At 71.0% G+C, this 12777-nt stretch carries 10 protein-coding genes; 7 read left to right on the plus strand and 3 right to left on the minus strand.

The features are described from left to right. Positions 1 to 162 precede the first annotated feature (162 nt). The 3 genes from R2N01_RS09390 to R2N01_RS09400 all read left to right on the plus strand — a co-directional run bounded on the left by R2N01_RS09390 (position 163) and on the right by R2N01_RS09400 (position 4590). Positions 163 to 2436: a heavy metal translocating P-type ATPase gene (locus tag R2N01_RS09390; RefSeq protein ID WP_316670554.1), complete on the plus strand. Its 2274-nt coding sequence runs from the start codon at positions 163 to 165 to the stop codon at positions 2434 to 2436. Positions 2437 to 2583: 147 nt separating this feature from the next. Further along, positions 2584 to 3309 (plus strand): hypothetical protein, encoded by a 726-nt coding sequence (locus R2N01_RS09395; RefSeq protein ID WP_316670555.1) that lies wholly within the window; start codon positions 2584 to 2586, stop codon positions 3307 to 3309. Positions 3310 to 3630: 321 nt separating this feature from the next. Further along, the gene (locus R2N01_RS09400; protein ID WP_316670557.1) at positions 3631 to 4590 is read left to right on the plus strand and encodes a helix-turn-helix domain-containing protein; all 960 of its coding nucleotides are present in this window, start codon (positions 3631 to 3633) and stop codon (positions 4588 to 4590) included. A 307-nt stretch (positions 4591 to 4897) separates the two neighbouring features. On the opposite strand, the gene R2N01_RS09405 is transcribed toward R2N01_RS09400, so the two are convergent. Genes R2N01_RS09405 through R2N01_RS09415 form a run of 3 tightly spaced genes read right to left on the minus strand, consistent with a single transcriptional unit; the run spans position 4898 to position 7403 of the window. After that, complete coding sequence (locus R2N01_RS09405) at positions 4898 to 5272, minus strand: FKBP-type peptidyl-prolyl cis-trans isomerase (protein WP_316670558.1); 375 nt, start codon at positions 5270 to 5272, stop codon at positions 4898 to 4900. Positions 5273 to 5327: 55 nt separating this feature from the next. Further along, the gene (locus R2N01_RS09410; RefSeq protein WP_316670567.1) at positions 5328 to 5942 is read right to left on the minus strand and encodes a nucleoside/nucleotide kinase family protein; all 615 of its coding nucleotides are present in this window, start codon (positions 5940 to 5942) and stop codon (positions 5328 to 5330) included. Between the two features lie 24 nt (positions 5943 to 5966). Then, entirely contained in the window at positions 5967 to 7403 is a 1437-nt protein-coding gene (locus R2N01_RS09415) for a hypothetical protein (RefSeq protein ID WP_316670559.1), read from the minus strand. 173 nt (positions 7404 to 7576) lie between these two features. On the opposite strand from R2N01_RS09415, the gene R2N01_RS09420 reads away from it, so the two are divergent. The 4 genes from R2N01_RS09420 to cydD all read left to right on the plus strand — a co-directional run. Continuing rightward, positions 7577 to 8200 carry a 3'-5' exonuclease gene (locus R2N01_RS09420; RefSeq protein ID WP_316670560.1) on the plus strand — a complete coding sequence of 208 codons (624 nt, stop codon included), beginning with the start codon at positions 7577 to 7579 and terminating at the stop codon, positions 8198 to 8200. 220 nt (positions 8201 to 8420) lie between these two features. Further along, positions 8421 to 9929 (plus strand): cytochrome ubiquinol oxidase subunit I, encoded by a 1509-nt coding sequence (locus R2N01_RS09425; RefSeq protein ID WP_316670562.1) that lies wholly within the window; start codon positions 8421 to 8423, stop codon positions 9927 to 9929. A 29-nt stretch (positions 9930 to 9958) separates the two neighbouring features. Further along, the gene (gene cydB / locus R2N01_RS09430; RefSeq protein ID WP_399553273.1) at positions 9959 to 11083 is read left to right on the plus strand and encodes a cytochrome d ubiquinol oxidase subunit II; all 1125 of its coding nucleotides are present in this window, start codon (positions 9959 to 9961) and stop codon (positions 11081 to 11083) included. A 146-nt stretch (positions 11084 to 11229) separates the two neighbouring features. Then, the coding region (gene cydD, locus R2N01_RS09435; protein WP_316670564.1) for a thiol reductant ABC exporter subunit CydD at positions 11230 to 12777 on the plus strand (1548 nt) is incomplete at its 3' end.

Raw genomic sequence — 12777 nt, forward strand, 5'->3', positions numbered from 1 at the left:
CCGTGATCCGGCCATCGGGCGTCAGCCGCGCGCGGGCGCCGGAGGGCGTCCACGTCCTCCGGCGCGGCCACCCCGGCCGCCGGGGCGGGGGTGCTGCGCGCCGTCCCGCCACTCCCGGAACCATCGAGCACCCGCTCATCGTCGGGTGCGGAAGGCGTCGACATGACCAACACCGTACGCACGAAGCCGGGTTCCGACGCGGACCGCTCCGCGTCCCCCGGGCTCACGAGCATCGACCTCGACGTGCAGGGCATGACCTGCGCGTCCTGCGCGACGCGCATCCAGAAGAAGCTCAACAGGGTCGACGGCGTCCAGGCCGCGGTGAACTACGCGACCAACAGGGCGCACGTGCTGGCCCCCCACGGCACGACGAGCGCTTCGCTCATCGACGTCGTGCGGGCCGCCGGCTACGACGCCAGCCTGCCCGATCCGAACCAGGACGCCGAGGCCGTGGCCCGGGCGCACGCCCGGGGGATCGAACGCCGGTTCGTCTTCTCGGCCTGCATCGCCGTACCGGTCATGCTCGTCTCGATGATCACGCCGCTGCAGTTCCCGGGCTGGCAGTGGGCCGCCCTCGTGCTCACCACCCCGGTGCTGTTCTGGGGCGGCTGGGGCTTCCACCGCTCCGCATGGGTCAATCTCAGGCACGGCGCCTTCACCATGGACACGCTCATCTCCGTCGGCACGCTGGCCGCCTACCTGTGGAGCGTCTACTGCCTGGTCCTCGGCAGCGCCGGGACGATCGGCATGAAGCACCCGTTCAGCCTCCACCTGATGCGCGCCGACTCGCTCGACGCCGTCTACTTCGAGGCCGCCTGCGGCACCATCACCTTCATCCTCCTGGGCCGCTGGATCGAGGCCCGCTCGCGCTCCGAGGCCGGCTCGGCCCTGCGCGAGCTGCTCAAGATGGGCGCCAAGCTCGTCCACATCCTGGACGAGGACGGCACCGAGACCACCAAGCCGATCGAGGCCCTGCAGGTGGGCCAGCGCTTCGTCGTCCGCCCCGGCGAGAAGGTCGCCTCCGACGGCGACGTCGTCGAGGGCAACTCGGCCATCGACGCTCATGTCATCACCGGCGAGTCCGTCCCGGTCGAGGTCGGACCCGGCGACCACGTCGTCGGCGCCACGCTCAACACGAACGGTCGGCTCGTCGTACGGGCCACCGCCGTGGGCGCCGACACGCAGCTGTCCCAGATGGCCCACCTCGTCGAACAGGCCCAGACGGGCAAGTCCAACGCCCAGCGCCTGGCCGACAGGATCGCCGCCGTCTTCGTGCCGATCGTCATCGCCCTGGCCCTCGCCGCCTTCGGCGCGTGGCTCGCCGCCGGTGCGGGCGCCGGTTTCGCCATCACCGCCGGCGTCTCGGTGCTCATCATCAGCTGTCCCTGCGCGCTCGGCCTGGCCACCCCGACGGCGCTGCTGGCCGGAACCGGTCGCGGCGCCCAGCTCGGCGTCGTCATCCGCGGCCCCGAGGTCCTGGAGCGGGCCAGAGCGATCGACACGGTCGTGATGGACAAGACCGGCACCATCACCACCGGCGAGATGTCGGTCCAGCGGGTCGTGCCCGCCGCCGACGAGAGCGGCGATGCCGTGCTCGCCAACGCCGCCGCCCTCGAGGCCGGCTCCGAGCACCCGATCGCCGAGGCCCTCGTCGCCAAGGCGTCCGAGCAGGGCCGGGTGCCCGAGGCGAGCGACTTCCGGGTCGTTCCCGGCCGGGGAGTGCGGGCGCTCCTCGACGGGCGGGAGGGCTTGGCCGGCAATGCCGCCCTCATGGCCGACCGGGGCATGAGGATCCCCTCCCGGCTCGCCGACGCGGCCGAGACCGCATCGGGCCAGGGCGCGACGGTCGTCTTCGTGGCCTGGGCGCACGCGGTGCGCGGCGTCATCGCCGTCTCGGACGAGCTCGCCGCCAACTCGGAGTCGGCCGTCGAGCGCTTCCACGAGCTGGGCCTGCGCACGGTCATGCTGACCGGCGACAACGAGCGCGCCGCGAACTTCGTGGCCGCCCGGGTGGGGATCGACGAGGTGCACGCCCAGGTGCTGCCCGAGCAGAAGCTGTCGGTCGTCGACGGACTGCGCGGCGAGGGCCATCGCGTCGCCATGGTCGGCGACGGCGTGAACGACGCCGCCGCCCTGGCCGCCGCCGACCTCGGCATCGCCATGGGCACGGGCACCGACGCGGCCATCGCCGCCGGCGACCTGACGCTCATGCGCCACGACCTCATGCTGGCCGTCGACGCCGTCGCCCTGTCGCGCTCCACGCTGCGCACGATCCGCGGCAACCTGTTCTGGGCCTTCTTCTACAACGTCTGCGCAATCCCGATCGCCGCATTCGGCCTGCTCAACCCGATGATCGCCGGAGCCGCCATGGCCTTCAGCTCGGTCTTCGTGGTGACGAACAGTCTGCGTCTGCGCGGCTTCCGGCCCACGCGCTGAGACGGCCCGCGCGCCGGGGCGTGCGCAACGGGAGGGCCCGCCGGGGCCTGCCCGCCGGCGCCCGGTAGTCTCGGCGCAGCGCGGCCGCCTCCGCCGGGCGGCCGGCGTCCGCACCCCCGACAGCTCCGACACGTGAAGGGCCGGCCGATGAGCATGAGCAGCGACAAGAGGATCACCTACCCGATCACGGGCAGCTGGTGGGGCGACCCGGACGCCGAGCCCGTGCCCGCGCCGGCCCCGGACGGGAAGGGCGAGATCCACTACCAGCCCTACTCCGTGACGATCGCCTGGGACGAGGCCTGGCGGCTCAGCAAGAGCGTGCTGCTGGCCGATGCGAGGGCCGTCGAGGCCGGCGCGGGCATCGGCGACTCGAACGAGAGCGACTGGCTGACGTACGGCGTCACCTTCGTCTGCCAGTTCGTGGGCGCCCTGACGCTGGCCTGCAGCATGCTCACCGATCTGGGCCGGCGCATGCGCGCGGCCGTCGATTCGGGCGAGCCGGTGCTCGTGCCCGACTGGCTGGCCGAGCAGGGCGCCGGACTGGCGCCCGAGCAGCTGCCCCAGCTGGTGGCCGTGGCCCTGGGCCGGCGCCTGGTGCGGGAATCCGAGGAGCGGGCCGAGGCCGCCGCCCGGGCCTACGGCATGCTCGTCGTGCGCGCCGCCATCGCCGGCGACCGCCACGAGTTCGACGAGCTGGTCGACGAGCGGGCCGAGCCCGAGTGGCTGGTGCCCGGCCTGCAGGACGCCTGCATCGCCATCGCCGTCTCCTGCGCGGGCATCGGGTGGGGCGAAGAACTGACCCCTTCGCGCGCCATCGAGATGACCGAGTACAGCTGGACGGGCGGGCAGGCGGTCGAACTGCTGAGACGGTGAACGGAGGGGCCCCTGCCGGTCGGGCCGACGTCGTTCCCGGCCAGGACCCGGGGAAGATACCGGAGGGCGGATCCTCCGCGCCCCTCCGAGTCCATGCCGAGGGGGCCGTCAGGGATCGTATGGGCCCCGGCGCCTTCTGCGCCCCCGGGTTCTGTCCCTGGGGAGCCCGGGTGATGTCCCCGAGACCCCTGAGGACGCCCGCATCGTCATCCGGGGCGAACTCGGATACGGTGGGCGCGGGTCTTCCGACCGGATGATCACCGACGGCCGATGACCGAAACGTGGATGCATCCCTGGACCCGGCAGCCTAGGAGCACGAGCATGAGCCGTAAGAACACCACGCCCGAACATCACGAGCCGGATGACCCGGACATCGCCGAGGCGATGCGTGCCAGGCGCGAGGAGCTCGGCCTGTCGATGCCGGAGATCTCCGGGCGCGCCGGGGTCTCCGAGCAGACCTGGCGCAACTACGAGAGCGGGCGCACCCGGGTTCGCAGTGACAAGCAACTCAGGGTGTGGGAGGCTCTGCAGTGGGAGCCGCCTGTCGTATGGTCCGGGCTCCTCGGCGGCGGGGTCGAGGACATCGTCCGTCGGGTCATGGACAACCCGGAGCTCCTGGGGAGCCCGGTGCGCCAGGACACCGGTGTGCTCGGCATGCCCGAGTGGGGCGACATCCCGTCCGCCCTCCCGGAGGGCTATTCGCCGCTGCTCGCCGCCACCCTCGGCGAGAACGCGGCGCGCTGCTTCGCCCTGGGCGCCCATCTCTACGACCTCTTCCTCGCCGAGGACCTGGAGAAGCTCGCCGTGATGCCCCGTGGCGCGCATCTGGGCGAGCTGGAGGAGAGCCACCTCGGCGGTGTCCTGCCGCCCCTGTGGCTGACGCGGTACGACTACGAGTTCGTCTTCCAGCTGCGCGGGATCATCCGGGACCTGCAGTACCGGCTGGTCCGGGCGGGGGTCGGCCGGGACGAGCCGCTGGCGCGCTCGCTGGCCGAGATCCTCGTCGTGCACGACGTCTTCACGCTCGGGGGAGTGATGTCCGCCCCGCAGGGTGCTGCGATCGATGATGACGAGTGGGAGGGCTGGGTCAATGCCCTGACCGGCCCCGACGAGACAGCGCATCGTCTCTTCGGCGCGGTTGCGGTGCCCCCGCTCGATGCCGCGGAGCACGTCGAGAACTGGTTCCGGCTCCTCGCCGCCCCCTTCGTCCCCGCCTGGCGGCTTCCGGGATCGCCGCCGGGGGGCGGCGGTGCCACTGTCACCCGGCTGCGGCGCCGTTGAGGGCAGGACCGAGGGGGTCACTGCCTCACAGGAACCCCACTGGAATTGCAAAGCGGACCCTCGTGTTCGCGAGCCACCATCGCTTCCCGTGAACGAGGCGGAGGACTCCGGCCCGTTCACGGGGCGCGATTCCCCGCCTCTGTGGACCGAGAGGGGGATCAGGATCCGCGCGACGCGCGGAACGCCGCCCGACCGGGATGGGCTGGGGGTTGCCTGGGTCCCGGGCAGCCGGGCGGTGAGGCGGGCTCGGCGACGTCGGACGCACCGGGCCCGCCGTCGCCCCGGTCATCTCCCGGGTCGGCGCCCTTCAGTGGACGCCCACGAGGTCGCAGACGAAGACGAGGGTCTCGTTCGGGGCGATCACGCCGGCGGCGCCGCGAGCGCCGTAACCCATGTGCGCAGGAATGGTCAGCTGACGGCGCCCGCCCACCTTCATGCCCTGAACACCCTTGTCCCAGCCGGTGATGACCTGACCGGCGCCGAGCTGGAAGGTCAACGGCTCGCTGCGTCCGTAGCTCGAGTCGAACTCGCTGCCGGTGCTGAGCGCGACACCCACGTAGTGCACGTCGACGAGCGAGCCGGGCGTGGCCTCGGCCCCGTCGCCCTCGACGAGGTCCTCGATCATCAGGCTGGTGGGGACGGCGGGGGGCAGGGTGACTTCAGGTTTCGCGGGAGTCGTCATGGGGTTCAGCCTAGGCGGGGCGGCCGGGACCCGCCGATGCGGGTCCGTCCCGGGCTCAGCGCCCTGCCACGATCACGTCGGCGTTGCCCGCGGTCCCCCTGATCAGGGCCGCATTCTCCTCGTCGGGGCCGTTCGACCAGGCCAGCGCCGCGTCCGGCGACTTGCCGGTGCCGATGTGGCGGGCCACCAGGCGCTCCATCCGGACGGCGGGGTCGAGCGACAGGAACCAGCTCTCGTCCAGGTACTCGCGGACGTGCACCCAGGGCTCGGCGTCGAGCAGGAGGTAGTTGCCCTCGAGAATCACCAGCGCCACGGAGGCCGGCACCCCGATCGCCCCGGTAATGCCGTTGTGCAGGTCACGGCGGTATTCGGGAGCCCAGACGACCGGTTCGTCCGCCGCCCTCAGGCGCCTCACCAGGGCCAACAGGCCCCAGGCGTCCATCGTGTCGGGCGCGCCCTTGCGCTCCGCCCGGCCCAGCCGTTCCAGCTGCGCCTGCGACAGGTGGAAGCCGTCCATCGGGACGACGACGGCCGCCCCGCCCAAGGAGCCCTGGAGCGAGGCGGCCAGCGTCGACTTCCCCGAACCGGGCTCGCCGACGATGCCCAGCAGGCGTCTACCGCCGCGGGCCAGACCGGCCGCGCGCGAGAGGGCCTCGTTCACGCTGATCATCATCAACACGCCCGACGGGTGGGATCAGGTGTCCCAGACGACCTTCAGATCGGGATCGGTCAGGTCGATGGCCGGGGAGCCGAAATGCAGGCCGGAGGCCGAGCCGTACAGCTCGTACTCGGCCCAGTTGCCGTCCTTGCCGCAGGTGGCGGTGACGTCCATGTTGCCGAGGTCGTAGTAGTGGGCGGAGATGACGGTCGGCGTCGTGATGCCGGGCTCGGGGGTCACCGAACGCAGCTTGGCCGCGTTCTCGGTGTCCTGGGAACGGTGGACCGAGTCCTCCCTGATCTGCTCGCCGCTGGCCAGGTGATCGGGCAGCTTCGCGCCGCAGCCGGGGTCGATCTTGGTGGAGGCCAGGCAGGCCTGGGCCTCCGCGACGACCTTCTCGCGGAACATCTGAATGCCGGCGTCGGAGACGGCCAGGTCGAGGTCGGAGTCGGCGCTGTAGTCACCGGGGTCGTAGGACTTGATCTCCCCGCCGGTGACCGTCAGGTACTGGTTGTCGATGGTGACGTCGTAGTTGCCGGGGAAGACGTAAGGCGTGCTGCTGTTCGGGGTGACGCCGTTGACCTTGACGTCGATGCCGCTGATCGCGCTCAGCGACAGGTACGTGTAGCTGTAGATGCTCGCGTCGTTGCCGGAGTAGATGTGGACTTCGACGGTGGTCGACACCGACTCGCCGCCGATCGTGTAGCTGACGGGTACGTTGTACCCGTCGCTGGTGCTGCTCTGGGCGGCGTTGCCGACCGCGATGTCGGAGATCGGGGCGCGCGAGTTGGAGTCCTTCAGCACGGCGTCGGTGAGCAGCGAGTCGTCGTCGAGACTGCTGGGCAGGTAGCCCCTCGCCTTGTCGGCATCGCTCTGCGAGATGGCGGTCAGGTAGTCCTGAACGGCTTCCCTGGCCCTGTCCTCGGCGGAGCCGCCGCGGACGATGAGCACGGTGACGATGATGAGCACCAGGAGGATCGCGCCGATGAGGATCGGGATCCATTTCGCGGACTTCGGCCTGGTCGAGGAACCCGTCGCGTTGCCGGCGGGGCCGCCGGGGAACGCATTGCCGGCGCCGGCCCAGGCCGCTCCCGCCTGACCGGGGAAGGCGTTGTTCTGCCCGGGGAACGAGCCGGGCTGGCCGGGGAAGGCATCGGGCCCGCTGGGCCGGGGCGGCGCCGGATTCGGCTGAGCGGGGTTCTGCGCCGCATGGGCGGTGAACTGGGCCGGCTGCTGCGGTGCAACGGGCTGCCCGTAGGGCTGCTGGGCCTGAGCGGGCTGTCCGTGGGGCTGGGCCTGCTGCCAACCGGTGGTCTGGGGGCCCTGGGTGCTCTGAGTGCTCTGATCGTTCGCCGGGCCCTGGGGCCGGGCATCACCGCCCTGCTGCCAGCCGCTGCCCGGCTGGGCCGGCTGATTCGCCCAGCCGCTGTTCTGCCCGGCATCCTCCGGGCCTGGTTGCTGAGGTGTGTTCATGACGTTCGGTCCTCTCCTGGGGGGTGTTCATTCTAGGAGAACAGGCCGGTTCGGGCGAGGTGTCCACATCGCGCATCCCCTTCGCCCGGCCCTGCCCGCACAGCCGGTCGGGCCCTGGTCCTCCGGCCCGGAACGGACGGGGAACCGGCGCCGTCGGGTGCGAGAATCGTCGCATGCTCGGATACGCAGTGCTCGACCTCGAGACGACCGGTTTCTCCCCGAAGGGGGGCGACCGGGTCGTCGAGATAGGCATCGTGCTGCTGGACGGGGCCGGCCACCGGCAGGGGGAGTGGAGCACGCTCGTCCAGCCGGGTCGCAGCGTCGGGGCGACCGCCGTGCACCGCATCACCGAGCACGACGTCGCCGGCGCGCCCACCATGGGGCAGATCGCCGGGCGCCTCGTCGACCAGTTGCGCGGCCGGCTCGTCGTCGCCCACAACGCGTCCTTCGACGTGGCGTTCCTCGACGCGGAGCTGCGTCGTGTTGGCGTCGGGCTGCCGCCCGGACGGGTGCCCTGGGCCTGCACGATGCGCCTGGGCCGGCAACTGCTGAGCCCCCGTCCGCCCACGTTCAAGCTCGCCGACTGCTGCCGGGCCGCCGGTATCGGGCTGCACCACGCGCACTCCGCCCTGGGCGATGCGCGGGCCGCCGCGGAGCTGTTCGGCGTCTACCAGGACATCGCCGCCGGGCTCGACGGCCCGCCGCCCTGGGCGGGGGCCTGCGCCCGTGCCGGGAACTACCCCTGGCCCATCGGCCTGGTCGACCCCGATGATGCTCCTCTGGTCCTGCGGTCGTAGCACCCCTAAGGGTTCCCCCGGCCTGTTGGACGCCGTGTTCGCATAGGGTGAACCATCTCGGGGGAATCGGTTCCACAAGGCGTTTCCCCGTTGTTCCGCAAGGTCTCAGTCATGACTGAACGGCTGTCGGGGGCTTGGGGCGCAGTCCTGTCAGCCGGGCGCGAACAGACTGCGCCCTGATTTTTGCGGCAGGGTGTCGCAGGGCCTTAGCCTGCCGCACATGGATGCTGAAGTTCTCTCGCGGTGGCAGTTCGGCATCACCACCGTCTACCACTTCTTCTTCGTGCCCATCACCATCGGCATCACCTGGCTCATGGCCGGCATGCAGACGGCCTGGATGCGCACCAGGGACGATCAGTGGCTGCGCCTGGTGAAGTTCTTCGCCAGACTCATGCTCATCAACTTCGCCGCCGGCGTCGTCACCGGCATCGTGCAGGAGTTCCAGTTCGGCATGAACTGGTCGGAGTACTCCCGGTTCGTCGGCGACATCTTCGGCGCCCCGCTGGCGCTCGAGGCGCTCATCGCCTTCTTCATGGAGTCGACTTTCATCGGATTGTGGATCTTCGGCTGGAACCGTCTGCCCAGGGCCCTGCACCTCGCCTGCATCTACCTGGTCGCCGTCGGCACCACCGCGTCGGCCGCCTTCATCCTGTCGGCGAACTGCTGGATGCAGAACCCGGTCGGCGCCGTCTACAACGAGGCCACGGGCCGCGCCGAGCTGTCGAGCTTCACCGACGTGCTCACCAACCCGTTCTTCCTCGCCACCTTCCCGCACCAGATCGGTGCCTCGCTCATGGTCGCCGGCGCCCTGCTGCTCGGGGTGAGCGGCTGGTGGATGGCGGCCAGGCGCCGCAGGGCCCAGGACGAGGCGGGCGTCGAGCCCGACACCGGCGTCTGGCGCAGGTCCGCCCGCCTGGGCGCCTGGGTGCTGCTGTTCGCCGGCATCGCCACCCTCGTCTCCGGCGACCTCCAGGCCCAGGTCGAGACCCGGTACCAGCCCATGAAGCTGGCGGCGTCCGAGGGCCTCATCGAGACCGAGGACGGGGCGCCGTTCTCCGTCGTCGCCATCATCACCACCGAGGGCACCGGCAACGACGTCACCTATCACAAGGCTCTCAGCATCGAGGTGCCCTATGTCCTGTCGATCCTCGCCCGGCACGACCCGAACGCCACCGTCCAGGGCATCCAGGACCTGCGCCAGCAGTACCTGGACGAGGGCTATCGGAACGGCGACGGCGAGGCCGACCAGCTGCAGGAGGCCTTCGCCTCCGAGCTGAGGGACATGCCCGTCGACCCCGTGCCGGACGTCATGGTGAGCTTCTACGGCTTCCGCCTCATGATCGGGCTCGGCGTCCTGGCCATTCTCATCGGCGTCGTCATGCTGTGGCTCACCCGCAGGGGCCGCGTGCCCAAGGGCGGGGGCTTCTTCACCGTCGTCATGGTGTGCCTGCCGTTCCTGCCGCTGCTCGCCAACTCCTTCGGCTGGATCTTCACCGAGATGGGCCGCCAGCCGTGGCTCGTCTACGGCGTCCTGCCCACTGCGGCCGGCGTCTCGCCGGGCAACGGGGCCGGCGATCTGCTCTTCACGATGATCCTCTACACGTTGATCTACGCGGCCGTGGCCGTGGTCGTGCTGAAGCTGTTCATCAGGACGATCCGCGAGGGACTGCCCGCACTGGTCGCCCCCGTCACGAGCGGCGCCGACCGACCGATGTCCTTCGCGTACTGAGAGGTGACCGACCCATGCTGACGATCGCCATGGCTCCCCTGCAGACCGCGCTCGGCGCGAGCCCGCTGCAGATCCTCTGGTTCTGCCTGATCGGCCTCCTGTGGACCGGTTTCTTCTTCCTCGAGGGCTTCGACTTCGGCGTCGCCGTGCTGTACCCGGTACTGGGCAGGGACCCGAGGCAGCGCCGCGTCATGATCAACACCATCGGCCCGGTCTGGGACGGCAACGAGGTCTGGCTGCTGACCGCCGGCGGCGGCATGTTCGCGGCCTTCCCCGGCTGGTACTCGACGCTGTTCAGCGCCCTCTACCTGCCGCTGTTCCTCATCCTCGTCGGGCTCATCGCGCGCGGCGTCTCCTTCGAGTACCGCGCCAAGATGCCCGACGACCGCTGGCGCAACACCTTCGACGTCTGCGCCTGCGCCGGTTCGCTGATCGTCTCGCTGGTGCTCGGCGTCGGCTTCGCGAACTTCGTCCGCGGCCTGCCGGTCGCCCCCGACGCCACTGCCGCCTTCGGCAACCCGAACCTGTTCACCGGCGGGTTCTGGAGCCTGTTCAACCCGTTCGGCCTGCTCGGCGGCGTGCTGTTCGTCCTGCTGTTCTGCACCCACGGCGCGGTCTTCCTGGCCCTCAAGACCTACGGCGAGGTGCGCGAACGCTCCATGACGGTGCTCAAGAGCCTCGGCCCGGTCACCGTGGCCGTCCTGGCCGTCTTCGTGGTCGTCGCCTGCACCGTCTACGGCGCCGGTGAGAACCCCTACCTCGGCGCCCCGGCCGGCGCCCTGATGCGGGCCGCCGGCATCTGCTCGGTCGTTGCCCTGACGGTGGCGGTCCTGGCCCAGCGGGCCGAGCGCAACGGCTGGGCGTTCATCTTCACCGGGGCGACGATCGTCGCCCTCCTCGTGATGATCTTCACCAAGATGTACGGCACGCTCGGCCTCGTCTCGGCCGATATGAACAATCCGATCACCATGGTCAACGCGTCCAGTTCGCCGCACACGCTGAGGCTCATGACGATCTTCGCCGCCTGCATCGTGCCGGTCGTGCTGATCTACCAGATCTGGAGCTACTGGGTCTTCCGCAAGCGCATCAGCCGCCGGGAGCTGCCCGAGCACGAGATCGAGCCGAATGAGGTCCCGGCCACGGACTGGACGTGACATGGTGGGCGGCGGCGCGGTTCCCGGCCATGCCGTCGCCGGCAGGGCTGACGGTTGCGGCACAATTTCTGCTAAATCCACCATGGAAAATTCCGGGGCGACATTGCCGCCCGTGACGCCGTGCGATGCCGGGGGAGGTCTGCTTGATGCCGGGTCCACTCGATCCACGCCTGATCAGGCGGGCCAGGGCGACACGTTTCTTCCTCGTCGCGGTCGCCCTGGTCGGCGTGGCGACGGCCCTCCTCGTCCTGGTCCAGGCGCGCCTCGTCTCCGACGGCGTCGCCCGCGTCGTCGACACGGGCGCCATGGACGGCATCGGACGCATCGCCGCCGCACTGCTCGCCGTCTTCGCGGCCCGCGCCGTCCTGAACTGGGCCTCGCAGCTGTTCGCCCACCGCGCCTGCTCGGCGGTGAAGTCGCAGCTGCGCACCGACGTCATGCGGGCCCGCCTCGCGCTGCCCAACGACGCCTCGATTCCCTCGGGCGCGCTCATCACACTCGTCACGCAGGGCCTGGACGCCCTCGACGGCTACTACTCGAAGTACCTGCCCCAGCTCATGACGGCCGTCAGCGTGCCGCTCGTCATCGGCATCGCGATCCTCACCCAGGATCCGCGCTCGGCGATCATGATCGCCGTCACGATCCCGCTCATCCCGGTCTTCATGGCGCTCATCGGCATCGCGACCCGGAAGCAGGTCGAGCGGCGCTTCGCCCAGCAGACCCGGCTGTCGAACCACTTCGCCGATCTCGTCGCGGGCCTGCCCACCCTGCAGGTCTTCGGACGCGCCCGCGCCCAGCTCAAGGGCCTGCGCATCACCGAGCGGGCCCACCGCACCGAGACGATGCGGACACTGCGACTGGCGTTCCTGTCCTCCTTCGTCCTCGAACTGCTCAGCACCCTGTCCGTAGCACTCGTGGCCGTGTCGATGGGCCTGCGCGTCGTCGGCGCCCGGTTCGACCTGCGCACCGCGCTGTTCGTCCTCATCCTGACGCCGGAGGTCTACCTGCCGATCCGCCGGGTCGGCGTCCACTTCCACGACTCGGCCGACGGCACCGCGGCGGCCGCCCAGGCCTTCGAGATCATCGAGAAGGCCGAGGCGAACGCCTTCGGCGGCACCGTGCCGGCACCCGACCCCGGCCGGGTGCCGGTGGTCTTCGACGAGCTGTCGGTCGCCTACCCCGGCGCCGGCCGACCCGCCCTCGACTCTTTCAGCTGCCGCCTCGACCCGGGCCGGGTGCTCGCACTGGCCGGGGCCTCCGGCAGCGGCAAGTCCACCGCCCTCGACGTCCTCATGGGCTTCCGGCCCGCCACCGGCGGACGCATCCTCGTCGGCGGGGCCGACCTGGCGCGGATCGACCCCGGCTCGTGGCGGGCCCGCATCGCCTACGTCTCGCAGGACCCGGCCATGCCGGGCCGGACGGTCGCCGACAATGTCCGCATCGGCTTCCCACAGGCCGACGAGGCCCGGCTGCGCGACGTCCTCGACCGCGCCGGCGGCGAGGCGCTGCCCCTCGACCACCCCGTGGCCGACGAGGGCGAGGGCCTCAGCTCCGGCGAGCGGCGCCGCGTCGCCCTGGCCCGTGCACTGCTGCGCATCGAGCTGGGCGGGGCGCGCCTCCTGGTGCTGGACGAGCCGACGGCCGGCCTCGACCAGGTCACCGAGGCCCGTGCCGTCGCCGCCGTGCGCGCCAGC

Origin of the sequence: uncultured Propionibacterium sp., assembly GCF_963539965.1 — a bacterium.
In the GTDB taxonomy this organism is placed as follows: domain Bacteria; phylum Actinomycetota; class Actinomycetes; order Propionibacteriales; family Propionibacteriaceae; genus Propionibacterium.